Raw genomic sequence first — 20728 nt, 5'->3', positions numbered from 1 at the left:
AAGCACTGTGAGGTGTGGAGTTGACCGGTACTAATAGGCCGAGGGCTTGTCCTCAGTTGCTCGCGTCCACTGTGTTAGTTCTGAGACAACGAACAGCCGTGTTCACATCCGGTGTGTGTACTCAATTGAATAGAGTGCCTGTTCGCTTAGTGCCGAAGTCCCCCTTGTGTGGGACGCGGCCGATAGTGTTTCGGTGGTCATTGCGTTAGGGAAACGCCCGGTTACATTCCGAACCCGGAAGCTAAGCCTTTCAGCGCCGATGGTACTGCAGGGGGGACCCTGTGGGAGAGTAGGACGCCGCCGAACAATCTTTCATGGACCCCTGGTCCAGCGTTCACGCTGGACCAGGGGTCTTTTTGTTTTCTCTGCCCTTTGTAAGATGCGCGTCCGATCGCCGGCTGCGTGAGAATGACTGTGGTACCCGAAGACTAGGAGCCGTGCCGATGTCCCCCAACTCTCCCGACGACCGTCCGGAGCGCGAACCACGTCGTAGGGACGGTGGTGGTGACCGGAGCGGTTCCCGTGGCGGTCGCGACGACCGTGGTGGTAGCCGTCCGACCGGCAAGGGCGGTGGCGTCGGTGACTACGTGGCCCGCGGTGACAACCGGGGTGGTGGTCGACCCTCCAGTGGCGGCCGTCCGACCGGTGGCGGTCGACCTGCGAGCGGCGGGCGTCCCACCGGCAGTTCGGGTGGTGGCGGTGGGTTCCGTGGGCGTGATGAGCGTCCGAGCGGTCCGCGTCGGGATCGTGACGACGATCGCGGTGGGCGTCCCACCGGCGGTGGCCGCCCTACCGGGGGTGGTCGTCCCACCGGCGGCGGGCGTCCCACCGGCGGTGGCCGGCCCGCGAGCGGTGGTGGTGGATTCCGTGATCGCGACGAGCGTCCCAGCCCTCCGCGTCGTGATGACGAACGTGGTGACCGCGGAGGTCGTCCGGCCAGTGGCGGTGGCAGTGGATTCCGTGGACGTGACGAGCGTCCCAGCGGTCCCCGTCGGGATGACCGGCGTGGGCGTGATGAGCGGCCGAGCGGTCCGCGTCGGGATCGTGACGACGATCGCGGTGGGCGTCCCACCGGCGGTGGTCGCCCTACCGGGGGTGGTCGTCCCACCGGCAGTTCGGGCGGTGGCGGTGGGTTCCGTGGGCGTGACGAGCGTCCCAGCGGTCCCCGTCGGGATCGCGACGACGACCGCGGTGGGCGCCCCACCGGCGGTCGGCCCAGCGGCGGTGGTGGTTACGGCAGGCGTGACGACCGCGAGCGTGGCGGGTACCGGGGGCGCGACGACCGTGACGATCGCGGCGGGTACGGGCGTCGTGACGACCGTGACCGGGACCGGGACCGTGACCGGGACCGTGACCGGGAGCCCATCAAGCGGCTGCCGATCCCGGAGGACGTCACCGGCGAGGAGATCGACAAGGCTGTGCGGCAGGAGCTGATGAGCCTGCCCAAGACGCTCGCCGACGATGTCGCCAAGAACCTCGTCATGGTCGCCAACCTCATCGACGAGGACCCCGAGCAGGCCTACGCCTACTCGCGCGTCGCGCTGCGGCTCGCCTCCAGGGTCGCCGCGGTGCGGGAGGCCGCGGGCTTCGCCGCGTACGCGACGCAGAAGTACGGCGAGGCGCTGGCCGAGTTCAGGGCGGCGCGGCGGATGACGGGGAACGTCGACCTGTGGCCCGTGATGGCGGACTGCGAGCGTGGTCTGGGCCGCCCCGAGCGGGCCCTGACCATGGCCGGTGAGCCCGAGGTGCTGAAGCTCGACAAGGCCGGGCAGGTCGAGATGCGGCTGGTCGCCGCCGGTGCCCGCCGGGACATGGGGCAGATCGACGCAGCCATCGTGACCTTGCAGGGTCCCGAGCTGGGCTCGAACTCCGTACAGTCGTGGTCCGCGCGTCTGCGCTACGCGTACGCCGACGCGTTGCTGTCGGCCGGGCGCGAGGACGAGGCACGTGAGTGGTTCGCCAAGGCCCTTGAGGCCGACAAGGACGGTGCCACCGACGCGTCGGACCGCCTCGCGGCTCTGGACGGCGTCCAGTTCGTCGATGTGGACGATGACGATGACGATGACGATGACGATGACGATGACGACGACGGCTACGACGACGGCGACATCGCCGACGAGGACTCGGAGCCCGAGAGCGACGAGTCCTGATCCGACGATCACCGCACGATGAGAGAGGGCGGCAACCCCACCGGGGTTGCCGCCCTCTTTCTTGTTTACGGGCCGTTCTCAGCCGTCCGCGAGGCTCCGCAGCACCAGGCCCGTCGCCGGCTTCGGTCCGAACGAGGTCGACTTGCGCGGCATCGTGACCGCCTGGCGCGCCAACTCCCGTACGACCTCTTCGCGTACCGGGTGCAGCAGGACCGCCGTACTGCCGTGGCGTTCCGCCTGTTCGACGACGGCTCCCGTGTCGTGGATGTACGAGATGTGATCGGGCGCGTCCGGGATCTTCCAGATGTGGTCCAGCAGGGTGAAGTGCAGCACGGTCGCGTCGAGGGCGCGCCACTCCTCCGGGCGGTCGGCCGGCACCGTACCGGCGAGAAGCTCCGGGTCGGGGTGGTCGACCAGGTGGAAGCGTCCGTCGCCCGCCAGCAGAAAGGCGTTCCCGGCCCTGTCCCCGGTGCCGCCGGTGACCGTCTCGGACAGCGACTCCAGGGCTTCCGGCAGTTTCCCGTCGAGCGTGCGGACCCGGAAGGAGCCCGGCACACTCCGCAACGCCGCCAGCGCGTCCTCGACCGGCAGCCGGTGCAGGAGCCGGTGGATCGCGCGGACCTGGAGGGGATAGCGCGCGGTGTCGACCAGCAGGACCAGGCCGTAGGCCCAGGGCCCCGCGGCGGACGGCGGGTGTTCCTCGCGCAGCCGCAGATAGGTCGCCCACCGGTGGTGACCGTCGGCGATGAGCGCCTGACGGCCTGCCAGATCCTTCTCGATCTCCGCCAGTTCCGCAGGATCGGTGACCGACCAGAGGCGGTGGCTGAAGCCGTCCTCCGTGGTGGTGGACAGGAGGGACTTGCGCCGCACGGCACGCTCTATGACGGCTGTCGTGCCGGTCGCGCTGCCCTCGCCGCGGTACGTGAGGAGCAGTGGCTCCAGATTGGTGGCGGTCTCCCGCATCAGGGCCGCGCGGTCCTCGACGATGTCCGGCATGACGTCCTCGTGCGGCAGCACGACACCCTCTTCGGGCGTGGACAGGGCCAGGGCCCCGATGACGCCGCGCTGAAGCAGGTCGCCGTTGCGCTGCTCGTACACGTACAAGGCCGGTTCCGGGTCGGGCGCGAGGATTCCCTCCGCGAGCCAGCGCCGGAGCGTCTCCGCCGCCTGGCGGTGCCGGTCGGCGGCGGTCGCGGCCTGGGGCAGGATCAGCCGGACGATGTTGTGCGGGTCGGCCGACTCCAGGTGGTGCAGTCCGTCGGGCCGTACCACCACGTCGTACGGCGGCGAGGTCACCGCGGCCAGGCTGCCCACCCGTTCGGGGACGTAGCGCAGTCCGCGGAACGGGATCAGACGGAGGCCTTTCTCTGCCGACCCTGTGGTGTCCATCTGGGCATCGTATGCGGGCCGGGGCATGAGCGATGATCGGGGGAGGAACGTCCGGTCATGGGGCGGAAGAGGAAACGGGAGACTGATGAGTCAGCCGAGCAGGACCAGGCCCGACGGCAGCGCGACGCCGCTCCACGAGGCGTACGACACGGCTCTGCTGGACCTCGACGGGGTGGTGTACGCGGGTGGCGAGGCCATCGACCACGCGGTCGACTCGCTGGTCACGGCCCGCGACGGCGGAATGCACCTCGCGTACGTCACCAACAACGCGCTGCGAACGCCGGACGCCGTCGCTGGGCATCTGACGGAGCTGGGGGTGCCCGCCGAGGCCGCCGAGGTGATCACGTCGGCGCAGGCCGTGGCGCGGCTGATCTCCGAGCAGGTACCGGCCGGTGCGCGGGTGCTGGTCATCGGTGGCGAGGGGCTGCGGGTCGCCCTGCGGGAGCGGGGACTTGAGCCGGTGGAGTCGGCCGACGACGACCCCGCGGCCGTGGCACAGGGGTACGGCGGGCCGGATCTGGCGTGGGGGCGGTTCGCCGAGGCCGGGTACGCGATCGCGCGTGGTGTGCCGTGGTTCGCGTCCAACACCGACCTGACCATTCCTAGTGCGCGGGGCATCGCGCCGGGCAACGGGGCGGCCGTCGAGGTCGTACGGATCGCCACGGGCGCCGATCCGCAGGTCGCGGGCAAGCCGCTGCCGCCGATGCACCGGGAGACGGTGCTGCGTACGGGGGCGAAGCGGCCGATCGTCGTGGGGGACCGGCTGGACACCGACATCGAGGGCGCGTTCAACGGTGGTGTCGACTCGCTGCTCGTGCTGACCGGGGTGACCGACGGGGCGCAGCTGCTGGCCGCCGAGCCGAGGCACCGGCCGACGTATGTGGACGCGGATCTGCGCGGGTTGCTGACCGGGCAGCCCGAAGTGGCGGTCCGGGACGGCGAGTTCGTCTGCGGCGGGTGGACCGCCTCCGTACGGGACGAGGCGCTGGTGCTCGACGGCGACGGACTGGCCATGGACGGGCTGCGGGCGCTGTGCGCCGCCGCCTGGACGCACGGGGGGGACGGCGCGTGCGCCCTGGACGGGGGCAAGGTGCTGGCGAAGCTCGGGCTTTAGACGTCGGCATGCCCTCGCACGCCCCCGGCGCACCAGGGTTGTCCGGCGGATCCCGGCCCTATCCACGAAGATCCGCCGGACAGGCCCGGTCGGCGGCGTGCCGGAGCGCGATCCACACATGGGCGGGAGTGCCCGGCGGCAGCGACTCCAGGATGCCGGCGACCGCCGGGAGCGTGGATTCGTCGCCGGTCGGCAGGATCCGGTCGGTGCCCTCCGGCGGGCGGAAGTCGTACGCGCTCCTCCATGGAACACGGGGTCCCTCTTGAGGATCAAGTATGAGGGTAGGCTAACCTAACCCCTGTGTTGGTCGACAGTCCCCCCGAATCCGAGCGGAGCGCGGAGCCCGTACCGCTCACCGTGACCCGCAAGCGCCGTACGCTGCGGGCCGCCGGGCTGCTGGTGTCCGTCGGTGTCCTGCTGCTTGTCTGCGCCGCCGGTATCGCCGTCGGCGCCAAGTCGATACCGCTCGGCGATGTATGGCACGGCTTGTTCCATGACTCCGGCACCGGCAACGACGTGATCGTCGTCGACGTCCGGCTGCCCCGCACGCTGCTCGGGCTGCTGGTCGGCGCCGCGCTCGGGCTCGCCGGTGCGGTGATGCAGGCGCTCACCCGTAACCCCCTCGCCGAACCGGGCCTGTTGGGCGTGAACGCCGGAGCCGCCGCCGCGGTGGTCTCGGCCATCAGCTTCTTCGGCGTCACCTCCATCGGCGGGTATGTGTGGTTCGCGTTCGCGGGCGCCGCGATCGTCTCCGTGGTCGTGTACGCGCTCGGCGGCAGCCGCGGCGCCACCCCCGTACGGCTCGCGCTCGCCGGCACCGCCGCCACGGCGGCGCTCTACGGCTACGTCAACGCCGTGCAGCTGCTGGACTCGGCGGCCCTCGACCGGCTGCGGTTCTGGACCGTGGGGTCCCTGGCGTCCGCCGACATGTCGACAGTCGGCAAGGTATGGCCCTTCATCGCCGCGGGCATCCTGCTCGCGCTGCTGATCGCCCGGCCGCTGAACGCGCTGGAGATGGGCGACGACACGGCAAGGTCGCTGGGCGCCGGTCCGACCCGTACGCGCGTCCTCGCCATGGTCTGCGTCACGCTGCTGTGCGGCGGGGCGACCGCGGCCTGCGGACCGATCGTCTTCGTGGGCCTGATGGTGCCGCATCTCGTGCGGGCCGTCACAGGGCCGGACATGCGGTGGATCCTGCCGTACGCCGCCGTGCTCTCGCCCGCGCTGCTGCTGGGCGCCGATGTGATCGGGCGGGTCGTCGCGCGGCCGGCCGAGGTACAGGTGGGCATCGTGACCGCGGTCATCGGCGGGCCCGTCTTCATCCAGCTCGTACGGCGCAAGAGGATGGCCCAGCTGTGAACGTCCGGAACGGCGAACGGCCGCGCCCCGCCCGGAGTGCCACGCGCCCCGCCGGCAGCACCACGCGCGCGATCCGCACATCCGGCGGTCTCTCCCTCCGGCTCGACGTCCGCTCCGGCCTCGTCGTCCCGCTGCTCGTCGTCGCAGTCTGCGCGATGTCCGTGATCCTCATCGGACAGGGCGACTTCGCGATCCCGCCCGGTGACGTCGTCGCGACCCTGCTCGGAAACGGCACGGTGGCACAGGAGTTCATCGTCCAGGACCTGCGGCTGCCGAGGATCCTGGTGGGCCTGCTCGTGGGTGCGGCGCTCGGCGTCGGCGGTGCGGTCTTCCAGTCCATCTCCCGTAACCCGCTGGGCAGTCCGGATGTGATCGGCTTCGGCCAGGGGGCTGCCGTCGGCGCGCTGAGCGTGATCGTCCTCTTCCACGGCGGCTCGGCCGCCGTCGCGGGCGGCGCCGTCGTCGGCGGCCTGCTGACCGGTGCGGGGATCTATCTGCTCGCGTGGAAGCGCGGCGTGCACGGCTACCGGCTGGTCCTCATCGGTATCGGTGTCGCCGCCATGCTCACGGCGGTCAACCACTACCTGATCACCAAGGCCAGCCTGGTCGACGCGACGCGCGCCGTGCTGTGGATGACGGGATCGCTCGACGGCCGGGACTGGGTCCAGGTCTGGCCGCTGCTCGCCCTCTGCGCCGTACTGATCCCTCTGGCACTCGTGTACGGACGGCCCTTGCGCATGCTGGAGATGGGCGACGACGCCTCGTACGCGCTCGGTGTACGGGTGGAGCGCACCCGGATCGTGCTGATGGCCGCCGCCGTGCTGCTCGTCTCCGTGGCGACCGCCGCGGCGGGTCCCATCACCTTCGTCGCCCTCAGTGCGCCGCAGCTCGCGCGCCGGCTGACCCGCTCGCCGGGCCCCAACCTCGGCCCGGCCGCGGCGATGGGAGCTCTGCTGCTGCTGGTCGCCGACTGGACGGCGACGTCGGCGTTCGGCGACCGTCAGCTGCCGGCCGGTGTGGTGACCGGTGTGCTCGGCGGCTGCTATCTGCTCTGGCTGCTGGTCACCGAGCGCAAGGCGGGCCGCATATGAGCGCCGAAGCCGAAGCCGAAACCGAAGCCGAAGCCGAAGTCCCGGCCCGGGGCCCCGTTCCCGCCCCAGCCCCCGTTCCCGTTCCCGCCCCGAGCATTTCTCCGAGTCTTCGCACCTCCAGGAGTACGACCATGCAGCGCCTCACGGCGGAATCGGTGACCCTGGGATACGACCAGCGGGTCATCGCCCGCGATCTGTCGGTCGAGATCCCCGACAACTCCTTCACCGTGATCGTCGGCCCCAACGCCTGTGGCAAATCAACCCTGTTGCGTGCCCTGTCGAGGATGCTCAAGCCGTCCGAGGGCCGTGTCCTGCTCGACGGCGCCGCGATCCACTCCATGCCCGCCAAGAAGGTCGCACGGACGCTGGGGCTGCTGCCGCAGTCGTCCATCGCGCCCGACGGCATCACCGTCGCCGACCTGGTCGCCCGGGGCCGCTATCCGCACCAGGCGCTGCTGCGCCAGTGGTCCCGGGAGGACGAACGGATTGTCGAGGAGTCGATGGCGTCGACCGGCATCGCCGAGCTGGCCGATCGCTATGTCGACGAATTGTCCGGCGGCCAGCGGCAGCGGGTCTGGATCGCGATGGCACTCGCCCAGCAGACCCCGCTGCTGCTCTTGGACGAGCCCACGACATTCCTGGACATCCAGTACCAGATCGATGTCCTCGACCTCTGCGCCGATCTGCACGAGACCCAGGGCCGTACGCTCGTCGCCGTCCTGCACGACCTCAACCACGCCGCCCGCTACGCCACGCACCTCATCGCGATGCGCGAAGGCGAGATCTACGCCGAGGGACCGCCGGCCGAGGTCGTGACCGCGGAGCTGGTCGAGAGGGTCTTCGGGCTCCGCTGCCAGGTCATCGACGACCCGGAGACGGGCACCCCGCTGGTTGTCCCGGCCGCGCGCAGGGCGCGCCACTCCGTGCAGGTGGGACTGGCCGAGTGAGCCGTACGCGCCGGCCGCTCCGCGCACCGGGCGGCGGGTTCAGAGCAGCGAACGCAGCCGCAGCAGATCGCGGAAACCCGCTTCGAGCCTGACCCGCCCCGAGCCCCACGCCTTGGCGAAGTTCAACTCGCCGTCAACCATGGCCACCAGATCCTCGCCCGCCATGGCCAGCCTGATCTGCGCCTTCTCACGCGGCGGGCCGTCGTGCGTGTCCAGCACCTCGATCCGGCCGTCGCCGATCCGCCCGGTGAAGGTCGTGTCGAGGTCCGTGATGTGGCAGCTCAGCGAGCGGTCGAAACCGGTCGCCCCGCGGATCCCGTGGTCCGCCCGCGCCATGTTGTCCGAGAGCTTTTCGAGTGCGCTGCGGCACTCCTCCTTCGTCGCCATCGTGATCGACGGTACCGCAGGGCTTCGCGGTAGCGTCTGGGCATGAGCGACGAGACGGCGGGCCCGGCCGACGAGCAGCGGGCCTCCCCATCCTCCGGGACGGGGGCCGAGCCCGGGACCCGGCCGGAGACGCGGCCCGGGACGGAGCCCGAGCCCCCTGCCCCGGTCCACGACCCCGCGGCTCCCTCCCCTCTCGGCATTGAGCGCGTTCCCACCGGCAGTCCCGAGGTGGACGAGAATCTGGCCAGACTCGGCGACGCGGACCACCTCCCGGCGGACGGGCACCTCGACGTGTACGAGGATGTGCACCGGGGCCTGCGCGACGCGCTCACCGCGCTCGACGTACGCCCCGGACCTGGCCAGGTCTCCCCTCGACCCGGCCCCGCGCAGCCGTACGACCACAGGAGCTGAACCGAACGTGGCAGGAGTGGCACGCCAACGCCTCGACGCCGAGCTGGTACGCCGCAAACTCGCGCGCTCCCGCGAGCACGCGACCCAACTGATCGCCGCGGGACGGGTGACCGTCGCCGGCGCCACCGCGACCAAGCCGGCCACCCAGGTCGAGAAGAGCGCCGCTGTGGTCGTCGCCGAGGACGGCGGCGACCCCGGTTACGTCTCGCGCGGTGGCCACAAACTCGCGGGCGCCCTCGCCGCTTTCGTCCCTCGGGGTCTGCGGGTCGAGGGGCGCAGGGCGCTGGACGCGGGAGCGTCGACCGGCGGCTTCACCGACGTACTGCTGCGGTCGGGGGCCCGGGAGGTCGTCGCGGTGGACGTCGGCTACGGGCAACTCGCCTGGTCTCTTCAGAGCGATGAACGCGTCACCGTCAAGGACCGTACGAACGTACGTGAGTTGACGCTGGAGACCATCGAAGGAGAGCCGGTGGACCTGATCGTGGGGGATCTGTCGTTCATTCCGCTGGGGCTGGTGCTGCCCGCGCTGGCGGCGTGCGCCGCGCCCGACGCGGACCTGGTCCTGATGGTCAAACCGCAGTTCGAGGTGGGCAGGGAACGCCTCGGCAGCGGCGGCGTCGTGCGTAGCCCGCAGCTGCGGGCCGAGGCCGTACGGACAGTGGCGCGCAAGGCGGCGGAACTCGGCCTCGGGACGCGGGGCGTCACCGCGAGCCCGCTGCCCGGACCCGCCGGGAACGTCGAATACTTCCTGTGGCTCACCGCCGGGGCGCCCGATGCCGACCCGGCCGATGTCGACCGTGCTGTGGCGGAGGGACCCCGTTGAGGACGAACGCAGAACAGACCGCGGAGACCGGTGCGGAACGACGCACGGTCTTCCTGCTGGCCCACACCGGCAGACCCGCCGCCATCCGCAGCGCCGAACTGGTGGTGCAGGGACTGCTGCGCAACGGCCTCGGTGTACGGGTGCTGGCCGCAGAGGCGGCCGACCTGCCGCTCCCGCCGGCCGTCGAGACCGTCCCGGAAGACGCGTCCGGCGCGCTGAACGGCTGCGAACTGCTGATCGTGCTCGGGGGCGACGGCACGCTGCTGCGCGGCGCCTCCTTCGCGCGCACCTCGGGTGTCCCGATGCTCGGCGTCAACCTGGGCCGGGTCGGCTTCCTCGCGGAGGCGGAGCGCGACGACCTCGACAAGGTCGTCGACCGGGTCGTCACCCGCGCGTACGAGGTCGAGGAACGGATGACCATCGACGTCCTCGTGCACAGCAACGGCACGGTCGTCTACGAGGACTGGGCGCTCAACGAGGCGGCCGTGCAGAAGGTCTCGCCCGAGCGGATGCTGGAGGTCGTCCTGGAGATCGACGGGCGGCCGGTGACCGGCTTCGGCTGCGACGGCATCGTCTGTGCCACGCCGACCGGTTCGACGGCGTACGCCTTCTCGGCCGGCGGTCCTGTGGTGTGGCCCGAGGTGGAGGCGCTGCTGATGGTGCCGATCAGCGCGCACGCGCTCTTCGCGAAGCCGCTGGTCACGTCGCCGAAGTCGGTGCTCGCGGTGGAGGTGCAGCCGCACACGCCGCACGGGGTGCTGTGGTGCGACGGACGCAGGACGGTGGAGCTGCCGGCGGGCGCCCGGGTGGAGGTACGCCGCGGGGCGGTGCCGGTACGGCTGGCACGACTGCACCAGGCGTCCTTCACCGACCGGCTGGTGGCGAAGTTCGCCCTCCCGGTGGCGGGGTGGCGCGGGGCGCCGCACTAGGTGTATTGACCCGGAGGGTTGTTGACGCGGGTGATCGGTGGGTGGCCGCCGGGACGGACTCGGTGGTGAGCGTCGCCGTATCGCCATGTCCGCGGAACCGTTCCGCCGTCACGCACCGCCACGTCGCCGTACCGCCGAGTCGTCATGGCGGGCGAGATGAGCCGATCCGGGCCCCCGAGCGCCTCCGGGATCGAACCGGAGGGCGGGGGCCGTCGCACAGGGGGCTCAGGACCTCGTAAGGTCGTGTCCGTGTTGGAGGAGATGCGGATACGGTCGCTCGGGGTCATCGACGACGCGGTTGTCGAGCTGTCGCCGGGGTTCACCGCGGTGACCGGCGAGACAGGCGCGGGCAAGACCATGGTCGTCACCAGTCTGGCGCTGCTGCTCGGCGGTCGCGCCGACCCCGCGCTGGTGCGGGTCGGTACCAAGGCCGCGGTGGTCGAGGGGCGGCTCACCATGTCCGCCGACGCCCCGGCCGCCCGGCGGGCGGAGGAGGCGGGCGCCGAGCTGGACGACGGCGCGCTGCTGATCAGCCGGACCGTCTCGGCGGAGGGGCGCTCGCGCGCCCACATCGGCGGACGTTCCGTGCCCGTGGGCGTGCTGGCCGAGCTGGCGGACGACCTCGTCGCCGTACACGGTCAGACCGACCAGCAGGGTCTGCTGCGGCCCTCGCGGCAGCGGCAGGCGCTCGACCGGTACGCGGGGGACGCGGTCGCCGCGCCGCTCGCCAAGTACACCGAGGCGTACCGGCGCCTGAGGACCGTCGCCGGCGAGCTGGAGGAGCTGACCACCCGCGCTCGCGAACGCGCGCAGGAGGCGGACCTGCTGCGCTTCGGCCTGAACGAGATCGCCGCCGTCGAACCCCTGCCGGGCGAGGACACCGAACTGGCCGCCGAGGCCGAACGGCTCGGCCACGCCGAGGCGCTGGCGTCCGCGGCGTCCCTCGCGCACGCCGCGCTCGCCGGCGACCCCGAGGACCCGGCGGAGGGCGGCGACGCGACGACGCTCGTCGGCGGTGCGGGACGCGCCCTGGACGCCGTACGGTCCCACGACCCCGCTCTCGCCGTGCTGGCCGAGCGGATGGGCGAGATCGCGATCCTGCTGGCGGACGTGGCCGGTGAACTCGCCGGTTACGCCGACAATCTGGACTCCGACCCGCTGCGGCTCGCGGCGGTCGAGGAGCGGCGGGCCGCGCTCACCGGGCTGACGCGCAAGTACGGGCAGGACATCACCGAGGTGCTGGCCTGGGCCCAGGAGAACGCGGCGCGTCTGACCGAACTCGAAGGCGACGACGAGCGGATCGGCGAGCTGACGGCCGAGCACGCCACTCTGTTGGGTGAACTGTCCGCTCTGGCACAGGCGTTGACCGACGCGCGTACGGAGGCGGCGGCGCGCTTCGCGGAAGCCGTCACCGCCGAACTCGCGTCCCTCGCGATGCCGCACGCGCGCGTCTCGTTCGACGTACGGCAGACCGAGGACCCGGACGGTGTCGAGGTGGGCGGTCGCCCGGTGGCGTACGGCTCGTCCGGCGCCGACGAGGTCGAACTGCTGCTGGCCCCGCACCCCGGCGCCCAGCCCCGGCCGATCGCCAAGGGCGCGTCCGGCGGTGAGCTCTCGCGCGTGATGCTCGCGGTCGAGGTCGTCTTCGCCGGGTCCGATCCGGTGCCGACGTATCTCTTCGACGAGGTGGACGCGGGCGTCGGCGGCAAGGCGGCGGTCGAGGTCGGCCGGCGGCTCGCGAAGCTCGCCAAGTCCGCGCAGGTGGTGGTCGTGACGCATCTTCCGCAGGTCGCGGCCTTCGCCGACCGGCAGCTGCTGGTGGAGAAGACGAACGACGGCTCGGTGACCCGGTCCGGTGTCACGGTGCTCGAAGGCGAGGACCGGGTACGGGAGTTGTCCCGGATGCTCGCCGGCCAGGAGGACTCGGAGACGGCCCGCGCCCACGCGGAGGAACTGCTGGCGACGGCCCGCGCGGACGCGTAGGGCCTGTCCGGCGGATCTTCGCGGGCCTCGCGGGCGGCGTACGGCCGCCCGCCTTCCGGCCGGTACCGTACGTGGGGCGCGCCCTGGCGTCACTCGTGTGAGTGATATCGGGCGGGGAGCGCACCGATCGACACACCCGCGACGCCCCCTCGGTGCCGGAAGGTCCGTACCGGCTGGCATCCTTGGGACGGCACACACCACCGGAAACAGGAGCCTTGGCCACGTGACACAGCTGCGTACGGTCCAGGTCCTCGGCGGTGGCAGTGCGGGCAGCAGCGCGCACGTCAGATCGCTGGCGGCCGGGCTCGTCGCCCGCGGCGTGCGCGTCACCGTCTGCGCGCCGGACTCGCTGGAACTGATCTACGACTTCCGGGGCTGTGGCGCCGACCATGTGCCGGTGGCCCGGCGCGGCGACCCCGTCTCGCTCGGGGCGCTGCGGGCCGCCTGCGCCACCGCCGACGTGGTGCACGCCCACGGACTGCACGCCGCCGTTCGCGCGGCGGTGGCCCTCGGCGGGCAGCGCGTGCCGCTCGTCGTCACCTGGCACACCCGCGTGCACGCGGAGGGGCCGCGCGGCCATCTGCTGCGGCTTCTCGAACGAAGAGCCGTCAGGGCGGCGGCAGTTGTGCTCGGTGCCTCGTCCGAGCTGGTCGACCGGGCCCGCGAGCGCGGCGCCCGCGACGCGCGCCTCGCGCCGGTCGCGGTCCCGGCCCCGCGCCGGGCCCCGGCGATCGGTGCGGCCGACGAATGCGACGCGGGCGGCAAGGCCCGCGCCGAACTGGGCGCGGTGGGACGGCCGTTGCTGATGGCGGTCGGCAGCCTCGTACCCAACCGGGGTTACGGCACCCTGCTGGACGCCGCGAGGACATGGCGCGGCCTCGATCCCGTACCGCTCCTGGTCATCGCCGGTGAGGGCCCTGAACGGGCCCTGCTCCAGGGTCGGATCGACAACGAGGGCCTGCCGGTCAGTCTCGTCGGCCGGCGCGACGACGTGAGCGGACTCCTCGCGGCCGCCGACATCGCTCTCCTGCCCAGCCGCTGGGAGGCCCGCTCGCTGCTGGCCCAGGAAGCCCTGCGGCTCGGCGTCCCCCTGGTCGCCACGGCGGTCGGCGCCGTACCCGAACTGGTCGGCGACGCGGCGGAGTTGGTCCCGTACGGGGACGCCGCCGCCCTCGCGGACACGGTGAACCGGCTGCTGGCCGACCCCGGACGGCGGGCCGAACTCGCCGCGGCCGGGCCGGTCCGCGCGGCGACGTGGCCGACGGAGGACCACACGATCGCCCAAGTGCTCAGCGTCTACGACGAATTGACCCAGCCGTCGCCGAGGTGACGCGGGCCCGCGCCGACCCGGAGCACGGCCCACCGCTTCCCGCTCAGCGCACGTGACGCCGTGCGCGCAGCGCCAGGCTCAGGGCCAGTACCGTCTGCGGGTCGTCCAGGTCCGTGCCGAGCAGTTCGGAGATACGGGCCAGCCGGTTGTAGAGGGTCTGCCGGTTCAGACGCAGCTCGCGCGCCGTCTCCGCCTTGCGGCCCGCATGGTCCAGGAGCGTCGTCAGTGTCGGCAGCAACGGAGCGCGGGATGTGCGGTCGTGGGCGAGCAGCGGGCCGATCGCGCGGTCCACGAACGCCGACAGGCCGGGGTGGTCCCGCAGCCGCCACAGCAGCAGGTCGATGTCCAGCCGCCCGGCGTCGTGCCACGGCCGCTCCGGCAGACCCCCGGCCGCCGCCGCGGTCTCCGCCGCGTGCCGCAGACCCGCGCCCGCCGCCGCCCAGCCGCCGGGGACACCGACGACCACCACGGGCCGCGGGCCGCCGGGCCGATCGAGTCCGGCCCGTTCCACGCCCGCCCGCAGCGCCGCGGCCACCCGGTCGGCCACGGCCGCGCGTTCGGACTCGGAGCGCAGCCCGATCAGCAGCGGGATCCGGCCCTCCACGGGACGTACGCCCAGGAGCACCGGCACCCCGACGTACCCCAGCTCCTCCAGCACCGCCCGTGCCAGCGGCGCCCAGTTGCCCGACGGAGCCGGCTCGGGACCCAGCCGCATCACCACCGGCAGCAGCGGCCCCTCGCCCGGCCGGAATCCCAGCACCGCGGCCTGCGCGGGCGCGTCGTCCGCCGTGACCCGGCCCTCCGCCAGGTCGGTGAGGAAGTCGCCCCGGCCGCGCGCGGCCAGTTCGTCCTCCTGGCGCGCCTGCATCAGGACGACCGCCAGGATGCCCGCCGCCCGCTCGGCCGCCATCCGGTGCACCGGCAGCAGCGGGGTCGACACCGGAGGCAGCACCAGCCGGGCCCGTACGGAACCGGCCCCGTGCCCGCCACCGGGTACGTCGACCAGCACCGTGCCCGCCGGCGGCCCCGCCTCCCGGTCGGCCCGCTGCGCCCGCAGCCCCTCCCAGACCTGGAGCGGCTCCGCGGCCGTCGGCGGCCCCGACGCGCCGGCCGCCGCGTACAGCAGCTGCCCGTCGGCGGTCTCCAGGAAGACCGGGTTGCCCGCGAAGTCGGCGAGGACACGCAGCACCTGGGGCACGCCGCCGCCGTCGAGCAGCGCGTCCGTGCACCGCCGGTGGACCTCCTCGGCCTGGCGCAGCAGCGCGTAATGACCGTTGACGATCTCGGTGTGGACCTCCTCGGTCACCGAGACGAACGGCACCTCGCGGTGCAGCTGCACCAGCGGCAGCCCCGCCGCCCGCGCCGCGTCCACGACCGCGGCGGGCAGCCGCCCGAACCGCGGCCCGAGCTCCACCACCAAGGCGGCGATCCCGCGATCGGCGAGCCCGCGCACGAAGGCGCGCTGCTCGGCGGGGCGGGTGCCCAGTCCGATACCGGTGGTGAGCAGCAGCTCGCCGCCCTTGAGGAGGGACGCGATGTTCGGCACCTCGCCCGCGTGCACCCAGCGCACGGTGCGGTGCAGCCGGTCCGCCCCGGCGACGACCTCCGGGAGCCCGGCACGGAGCCCCGGCAGCTCCAGGGCCTGCCGCACGGTGATTCCGCCCTGATCGTCCATGGGGCCGGACGCTACCCGGCGCGCGCGTCCATGTCCGTCTCCGGACCCGCGCGGGCCGCCGGGGCGTCAGCCGCCGTACGCCCCCGAAGCCGTCAGGCGCAGCGCCGTGTCGATCAGCGGGACATGGCTGAACGCCTGCGGGAAGTTGCCGACCTGGCGCTGGAGCTTCGGGTCCCACTCCTCGGCGAGCAGCCCGAGGTCGTTACGGAGCGCCAGCAGCTTCTCGAAGAGCTTGCGGGCCTCGTCGACCCGGCCGATCATCGCGAGGTCGTCGGCCAGCCAGAACGAGCAGGCCAGGAACGCGCCTTCGTCACCCTCCAGGCCGTCCACACCCGCGTGCTCGCCCGAGGTCGGGTAGCGCAGGACGAAGCCGTCCTCCGTGGAGAGCTCGCGCTGGATCGCCTCGATGGTGCCGATGACGCGCTTGTCGTCCGGCGGCAGGAAGCCCATCTGCGGGATCAGCAGCAGCGAGGCGTCCAGCTCCTTGGAGCCGTAGGACTGCGTGAAGGTGTTGCGCTCCTTGTCGTAACCCTTCTCACACACGTCGTGGTGGATGTCGTCGCGCATCTCGCGCCAGCGCTCCAGGGGGCCGTCCGCGTCGCCAGACTCGATCAGCTTGATCGTCCGGTCGACCGCCACCCACGCCATCACCTTCGAGTGCACGAAGTGCCGGCGCGGTCCGCGTACCTCCCAGATGCCCTCGTCGGGCTGGTCCCAGTGCGTCTCCAGATACTCGATCAGCTTGAGCTGGAGCAGCGAGGCGTAGTCGTTGCGCGCCAGGCCCGTCATGTGCGCCAGGTGCAGGGCCTCGGTGACCTCGCCGTACACGTCGAGCTGGAGCTGGTGCGCCGCGCCGTTGCCGACCCGGACCGGGCCCGACCGCTCGTAGCCCGGCAGCCAGTCCAGCTCCGCCTCGCCCAGCTCACGCTCGCCCGCGATCCCGTACATGATCTGGAGATTCTCGGGGTCGCCGGCGACGGCCCGCAGCAGCCACTCGCGCCACGCGCGGGCCTCCTCGCGGTAGCCGGTGCGCAGCAGGGAGGACAGGGTGATGGCGGCGTCGCGCAGCCAGGTGTAGCGGTAGTCCCAGTTCCGTACGCCCCCGATCTCCTCGGGCAGCGACGTCGTGGGCGCGGCGACGATGCCGCCGGTCGGCGCGTACGTCAGGGCCTTGAGCGTGATCAGTGAGCGGATGACGGCCTCGCGGTAGGGGCCGTGGTACGTGCAGTGGTCGACCCATTCCCGCCAGAAGTCCGACGTCAGCGTCAGCGATCCCTCGGGGTCCGGCAGCGCGGGCGGCTGCCGGTGCGAGGGCTGCCAGCTGATGGTGAACGCGACGCGGTCACCGGGCGCCACCGTGAAGTCGGAGTACGTCGTCAGGTTCTTGCCGTACGTGTCCGCCTCGGTGTCGAGCCAGATCGAGTCCGGCCCGGCGACGGCGACGGTGCGGTTGTCCACCTGGTGCACCCAGGGCACCACCCGGCCGTAGCTGAAACGCATCCGCAGCGCGGAGCGCATCGGCACCCGGCCGCTTACCCCTTCCACGATCCGGATCAGCTGCGGCGCGCCGTCACGCGGGGGCATGAAATCGGTCACTCTGACCGTGCCGCGCGGCGTGTCCCACTCCGATTCCAGGATCAGGGAGTCGCCCACGTAGCGACGCCGGTCGGCCCGCGGGGGCTCGGCCCCCGCGGGGGAGGCCGGTCCGAGCCGCCAGAAACCGTGTTCGTCGGTTCCCAGCAGCGCCGCGAACACGGCGTGCGAATCGAAGCGGGGCAGGCACAGCCAGTCGACTGTGCCGTCCCGGCAGACCAGGGCGGCGGTCTGCATGTCTCCGATGAGTGCGTAATCCTCGATGCGCCCGGCCACGTGCATCTCCAGTCGAACGGCCACGTTCGCCCCTGGGGGCGAATACTGCGGTCAAGGGTCGTTGACGAGCTCTTTTTCCGGGAACACGGGCGGGGATAGTGCCGTTTGCCGGCCGGACTCGGCAGCGAATGTCCGAGCAGGATACGACGCACTTCGGAGATCCGCGCAGGTGTCCAGGCAACACAAATGAGCCGAACGAGTTGGCCAACAGTGACACAACCCAAGCCGTCGCAGCTCCGATGACGTGCGGTAACGGGGCGACAACTGAGTGCCCGACGGCCTGGTGAGCCGCACGTGACCGCGCGGTGACTGTGTGCTGATCATCAAGCCCCATGGGGTGATCAACTTGTGATCTTGGACGGGGGCCGACGGACCGTCAAACACCCATCGTGGGTTGGCTGGAAAACATCTTTCGCATGTCGCCCGCGTCGGTGTCGCGGCCGGCCGTCGGGCGGTGATCCCGGCGGCGCCCGCGGCCGTGTCCCGCGCCTGTCGCGAGGGCCCGGCGCCCAGGCGCCGCGCCGCGGCCGCGCGGCCGACGCGAACGTGCCCCCGCCGTCGCTGATACCCTGGTGGCCCGTGGACGGATGGCCCCCCAGCGCTTCTCAGGGGCCCCGAACCGCAGCGACGGCCGACCCCTCCAGATCTTCCGGTCTCACCGGTGATTCACCGGACAGGGGCGCCGGTACGCACCTCAGACCGCGACCACGGGAGCCCCGTCTTGGCCATGCCGAACCGATCCTCGACCTCCTCGACGACCAAGCACATCTTCGTCACCGGGGGCGTCGCTTCCTCCCTCGGCAAGGGCCTGACCGCCTCCAGCCTGGGGGCCCTCCTCAAGGCGCGGGGCCTGCGGGTCACCATGCAGAAGCTCGACCCGTATCTGAACGTGGACCCGGGAACGATGAACCCGTTCCAGCACGGTGAGGTGTTCGTCACCAACGACGGCGCCGAGACCGACCTGGACATCGGGCACTACGAGCGCTTCCTGGACGTCGACCTCGACGGCTCGGCCAACGTCACCACCGGCCAGGTCTACTCCACGGTCATCGCCAAGGAGCGGCGCGGGGAGTACCTCGGCGACACGGTCCAGGTCATCCCGCACATCACCAACGAGATCAAGCACCGCATCCGGCGTATGGCGACCGACGACGTCGACGTCGTCATCACGGAGGTCGGCGGCACGGTCGGCGACATCGAGTCGCAGCCGTTCCTGGAGACCGTCCGCCAGGTCCGCCACGAGGTGGGCCGCGACAACGTCTTCGTCGTGCACATCTCGCTGCTCCCGTACATCGGCCCCTCCGGCGAGCTGAAGACCAAGCCGACGCAGCACTCGGTGGCCGCGCTGCGCAGCATCGGTATCCAGCCGGACGCGATCGTGCTGCGCGCCGACCGCGAGGTGCCGCTCTCCATCAAGCGCAAGATCTCGCTGATGTGCGACGTGGACGAGGCCGCCGTGGTCGCGGCGATCGACGCGAAGTCCATCTACGACATTCCGAAGGTGCTGCACACGGAGGGCCTGGACGCGTACGTCGTACGGAAGCTGGACCTGCCGTTCCGCGACGTCGACTGGACCGTCTGGGACGACCTGCTGGACCGGGTGCACAACCCCGACCACGAGGTCACGGTCGCGCTCGTCGGCAAGTACATCGACCTGCCCGACGCGTATCTGTCGGTCACGGAGGCGCTGCGGGCCGGCGGCTTCGCCAACCGGGCGCGGGTCACGGTGAAGTGGGTCACCTCGGACGACTGCAAGACGCCCGCGGGCGCGGCGCGGCAGCTCGGGGACGTCGACGGCATTCTGATCCCCGGCGGATTCGGCGAGCGCGGGGTGACCGGCAAGGTCGGGGCGATCCAGTACGCACGCGAACAGAAGATCCCATTGCTGGGCATCTGTCTGGGACTCCAGTGCATCATCATCGAGGCCGCGCGCAACCTCCTGGAGAACCCCGACGCCAATTCCACCGAGTTCGACGCCGCGACGGCGCACCCGGTGATCTCCACGATGGAGGAGCAGCTCGCCTACGTGGAGGGCGCCGGCGATCTGGGCGGCACGATGCGGCTCGGCCTGTACCCGGCGAAGCTCGCGGACGGCTCGATCGTGCGGGGCGTCTACGACGACCAGCCGTACGTGGAGGAGCGCCACCGGCACCGCTACGAGGTCAACAACACCTACCGCGCCGAGCTGGAGAAGAAGGCGGGTCTCGTCTTCTCGGGCACGTCGCCCGACAACAAGCTCGTCGAGTACGTCGAGTACCCGCGCACGACGCACCCCTACCTGGTCGCCACACAGGCGCACCCGGAGCTCCGGTCGCGTCCGACGAGGCCGCACCCGCTCTTCGCGGGCCTGGTCAAGGCCGCGGTGGAGCGTCGGCGGGGCGCGTAGACGGCGGACCCGAGGCGATAACGTTGACCGAGGTACGGCTCTTCCGGCAGCCGGGATCCGTACCTCGGTTTCCGCTGTGTGGGCGTGTGTGGAGGTAAGTTTCGATGGCCATCAAGGACACCCCCGAGGAGTGGCGGATCACGGCCACGGAGACTCCGTTCCGGGGCAACAAGACCAGCGTCCGTACGGACGACGTGGTGATGCCCGACGGCTCGGTGGTGCGCCGTGACTACCAGGTCCACCCCGGTTCGGTCGCGATCCTCGCCCTGGACGAGGCGGACCGCGTGATCGTCGTACGGCAGTACCGGCACCCCGTCCGCCAGAAGCTGTGGGAGATCCCGGCGGGCCTGCTCGACATCCCCGGCGAGAACCCGCTGCACGCGGCGGAGCGGGAGCTGTACGAGGAGGCGCACGTCAAGGCGGAGGACTGGCGGGTGCTGACGGACGTCTACACGACGCCGGGCGGCTGCGACGAGTCCGTACGGATCTTCCTGGCGCGCGACCTGTCCGAGGCGGAGGGCGAGCGCTTCGACGTCTCCGACGAGGAGGCGGACATGGAGCAGGCGCGGGTGCCGCTGCCGGAGCTGGTACGAGGCGTACTGGCGGGCGAGCTGCACAACAACGCGCTTGTCGTGGGCGTGCTGTCGCTGACCGCCGCGCTGACGGGGGACGGTCTGGACGCGCTGCGCCCGGCGGACGCGGAGTGGCCGGCGCGGCCGTTCGAGGCGTGAGGGGCGTCCGGTAGGACGAACTGCTGATCCGATTGGGGGATTTGTCGCCGTGCCCCAGGGGTCGGTCGCGGTGCGTGAACTAGGCTCGAATCACCCGTGCGAACACCCGCCGGGCTCGACTCGTGCGCACCCCGCCGAACGGGCAGGGGAAGGA

18 protein-coding genes and 1 rRNA gene are annotated in these 20728 nt (G+C 71.9%); 14 read left to right on the top strand and 5 right to left on the bottom strand.

Annotation, left to right across the window (positions count from 1 at the left end):
• The first annotated feature begins 189 nt into the window (after positions 1 to 189).
• The 3 genes from rrf to ACIBBB_RS15540 all read left to right on the top strand — a co-directional run bounded on the left by rrf (position 190) and on the right by ACIBBB_RS15540 (position 2150).
• Positions 190 to 306 (top strand): 5S ribosomal RNA (gene rrf, locus ACIBBB_RS15550).
• A gap of 198 nt (positions 307 to 504) precedes the next feature.
• Positions 505 to 1434, top strand: a complete 930-nt coding sequence (locus ACIBBB_RS15545) for a hypothetical protein (RefSeq protein ID WP_398982044.1) — start codon at positions 505 to 507, stop codon at positions 1432 to 1434.
• Positions 1434 to 2150, top strand: coding sequence for a hypothetical protein (locus ACIBBB_RS15540; RefSeq protein WP_398982042.1), 717 nt, complete (start codon positions 1434 to 1436; stop codon positions 2148 to 2150). The genes ACIBBB_RS15545 and ACIBBB_RS15540 overlap by 1 nt, the downstream gene beginning before the upstream one ends.
• Before the next feature lie 78 nt (positions 2151 to 2228).
• Here ACIBBB_RS15540 and ACIBBB_RS15535 read toward each other — a convergent pair whose 3' ends face one another.
• Positions 2229 to 3539: a DUF1015 family protein gene (locus ACIBBB_RS15535; RefSeq protein ID WP_398982040.1), complete on the bottom strand. Its 1311-nt coding sequence runs from the start codon at positions 3537 to 3539 to the stop codon at positions 2229 to 2231.
• An 85-nt stretch (positions 3540 to 3624) separates the two neighbouring features.
• On the opposite strand from ACIBBB_RS15535, the gene ACIBBB_RS15530 reads away from it, so the two are divergent.
• Positions 3625 to 4653, top strand: a complete 1029-nt coding sequence (locus ACIBBB_RS15530) for an HAD hydrolase-like protein (protein WP_398982038.1) — start codon at positions 3625 to 3627, stop codon at positions 4651 to 4653.
• 58 nt (positions 4654 to 4711) lie between these two features.
• Here the strand turns inward: ACIBBB_RS15530 and ACIBBB_RS15525 are convergent, their stop codons facing one another.
• Entirely contained in the window at positions 4712 to 4849 is a 138-nt protein-coding gene (locus tag ACIBBB_RS15525; protein ID WP_398982090.1) for an SIP domain-containing protein, read from the bottom strand.
• A gap of 104 nt (positions 4850 to 4953) precedes the next feature.
• Between ACIBBB_RS15525 and ACIBBB_RS15520 the strand changes: the two genes are divergently transcribed.
• The 3 genes from ACIBBB_RS15520 to ACIBBB_RS15510 all read left to right on the top strand — a co-directional run bounded on the left by ACIBBB_RS15520 (position 4954) and on the right by ACIBBB_RS15510 (position 8050).
• Positions 4954 to 6012, top strand: a complete 1059-nt coding sequence (locus tag ACIBBB_RS15520; RefSeq protein WP_398982036.1) for a FecCD family ABC transporter permease — start codon at positions 4954 to 4956, stop codon at positions 6010 to 6012.
• Between the two features lie 71 nt (positions 6013 to 6083).
• Positions 6084 to 7103: a FecCD family ABC transporter permease gene (locus tag ACIBBB_RS15515; RefSeq protein WP_398982088.1), complete on the top strand. Its 1020-nt coding sequence runs from the start codon at positions 6084 to 6086 to the stop codon at positions 7101 to 7103.
• Between the two features lie 131 nt (positions 7104 to 7234).
• The gene (locus ACIBBB_RS15510) at positions 7235 to 8050 is read left to right on the top strand and encodes an ABC transporter ATP-binding protein (protein ID WP_398982034.1); all 816 of its coding nucleotides are present in this window, start codon (positions 7235 to 7237) and stop codon (positions 8048 to 8050) included.
• A gap of 39 nt (positions 8051 to 8089) precedes the next feature.
• On the opposite strand, the gene ACIBBB_RS15505 is transcribed toward ACIBBB_RS15510, so the two are convergent.
• Positions 8090 to 8437, bottom strand: coding sequence for an SCP2 sterol-binding domain-containing protein (locus tag ACIBBB_RS15505; RefSeq protein WP_398982032.1), 348 nt, complete (start codon positions 8435 to 8437; stop codon positions 8090 to 8092).
• Between the two features lie 42 nt (positions 8438 to 8479).
• On the opposite strand from ACIBBB_RS15505, the gene ACIBBB_RS15500 reads away from it, so the two are divergent.
• The 5 genes from ACIBBB_RS15500 (at position 8480) to ACIBBB_RS15480 (ending at position 13913) form a co-directional block, all read left to right on the top strand.
• The gene (locus ACIBBB_RS15500; RefSeq protein ID WP_398982030.1) at positions 8480 to 8848 is read left to right on the top strand and encodes a hypothetical protein; all 369 of its coding nucleotides are present in this window, start codon (positions 8480 to 8482) and stop codon (positions 8846 to 8848) included.
• Positions 8849 to 8855: 7 nt separating this feature from the next.
• Complete coding sequence (locus tag ACIBBB_RS15495; protein ID WP_398982028.1) at positions 8856 to 9671, top strand: TlyA family RNA methyltransferase; 816 nt, start codon at positions 8856 to 8858, stop codon at positions 9669 to 9671.
• Complete coding sequence (locus ACIBBB_RS15490; RefSeq protein WP_398982026.1) at positions 9668 to 10600, top strand: NAD kinase; 933 nt, start codon at positions 9668 to 9670, stop codon at positions 10598 to 10600. Before ACIBBB_RS15495 ends, ACIBBB_RS15490 begins: the two co-directional genes overlap by 4 nt.
• 243 nt (positions 10601 to 10843) lie before the next feature.
• Entirely contained in the window at positions 10844 to 12583 is a 1740-nt protein-coding gene (recN, locus tag ACIBBB_RS15485; RefSeq protein WP_398982024.1) for a DNA repair protein RecN, read from the top strand.
• Between the two features lie 223 nt (positions 12584 to 12806).
• A complete protein-coding gene (locus tag ACIBBB_RS15480) occupies positions 12807 to 13913 on the top strand; it encodes a glycosyltransferase family 4 protein (RefSeq protein ID WP_398982022.1) in 1107 nt (368 codons plus the stop codon).
• Positions 13914 to 13956: 43 nt separating this feature from the next.
• On the opposite strand, the gene ACIBBB_RS15475 is transcribed toward ACIBBB_RS15480, so the two are convergent.
• Together ACIBBB_RS15475 and ACIBBB_RS15470 are read right to left on the bottom strand one after the other, a co-directional pair.
• Entirely contained in the window at positions 13957 to 15588 is a 1632-nt protein-coding gene (locus ACIBBB_RS15475; protein ID WP_398982020.1) for a PucR family transcriptional regulator, read from the bottom strand.
• 66 nt (positions 15589 to 15654) lie between these two features.
• On the bottom strand, positions 15655 to 17463 hold the full coding sequence (locus ACIBBB_RS15470) for a glycoside hydrolase family 15 protein (RefSeq protein WP_398982086.1): 1809 nt from the start codon (positions 17461 to 17463) through the stop codon (positions 15655 to 15657).
• Positions 17464 to 18184: 721 nt separating this feature from the next.
• Between ACIBBB_RS15470 and ACIBBB_RS15465 the strand changes: the two genes are divergently transcribed.
• Together ACIBBB_RS15465 and ACIBBB_RS15460 are read left to right on the top strand one after the other, a co-directional pair.
• Positions 18185 to 19843 carry a CTP synthase gene (locus ACIBBB_RS15465; protein WP_398982018.1) on the top strand — a complete coding sequence of 553 codons (1659 nt, stop codon included), beginning with the start codon at positions 18185 to 18187 and terminating at the stop codon, positions 19841 to 19843.
• Between the two features lie 104 nt (positions 19844 to 19947).
• Entirely contained in the window at positions 19948 to 20574 is a 627-nt protein-coding gene (locus ACIBBB_RS15460; RefSeq protein ID WP_398982016.1) for an NUDIX domain-containing protein, read from the top strand.
• Positions 20575 to 20728: the final 154 nt, after the last annotated feature.

Origin of the sequence: Streptomyces sp. NPDC051217 (assembly GCF_044455465.1) — a bacterium.
In the GTDB taxonomy this organism is placed as follows: Bacteria; Actinomycetota; Actinomycetes; order Streptomycetales; family Streptomycetaceae; genus Streptomyces.
This window is presented reverse-complemented; position numbering and strand designations above follow the sequence as displayed.

Bases quoted from the DNA above. Each gene is read 5' to 3' on its own strand.
- ACIBBB_RS15540 (WP_398982042.1), top strand. From the start codon at position 1,434: ATGAGCCTGCCCAAGACGCTCGCCGACGATGTCGCCAAGAACCTCGTC.
- ACIBBB_RS15535 (WP_398982040.1), bottom strand. From the start codon at position 3,539: ATGGACACCACAGGGTCGGCAGAGAAAGGCCTCCGTCTGATCCCGTTC.
- ACIBBB_RS15530 (WP_398982038.1), top strand. From the start codon at position 3,625: ATGAGTCAGCCGAGCAGGACCAGGCCCGACGGCAGCGCGACGCCGCTC.
- ACIBBB_RS15510 (WP_398982034.1), top strand. From the start codon at position 7,235: ATGCAGCGCCTCACGGCGGAATCGGTGACCCTGGGATACGACCAGCGG.
- ACIBBB_RS15505 (WP_398982032.1), bottom strand. From the start codon at position 8,437: ATGGCGACGAAGGAGGAGTGCCGCAGCGCACTCGAAAAGCTCTCGGAC.
- ACIBBB_RS15500 (WP_398982030.1), top strand. From the start codon at position 8,480: ATGAGCGACGAGACGGCGGGCCCGGCCGACGAGCAGCGGGCCTCCCCA.
- ACIBBB_RS15475 (WP_398982020.1), bottom strand. From the start codon at position 15,588: ATGGACGATCAGGGCGGAATCACCGTGCGGCAGGCCCTGGAGCTGCCG.
- ACIBBB_RS15470 (WP_398982086.1), bottom strand. From the start codon at position 17,463: ATGCACGTGGCCGGGCGCATCGAGGATTACGCACTCATCGGAGACATG.
- ACIBBB_RS15465 (WP_398982018.1), top strand. From the start codon at position 18,185: ATGCCGAACCGATCCTCGACCTCCTCGACGACCAAGCACATCTTCGTC.
- ACIBBB_RS15460 (WP_398982016.1), top strand. From the start codon at position 19,948: ATGGCCATCAAGGACACCCCCGAGGAGTGGCGGATCACGGCCACGGAG.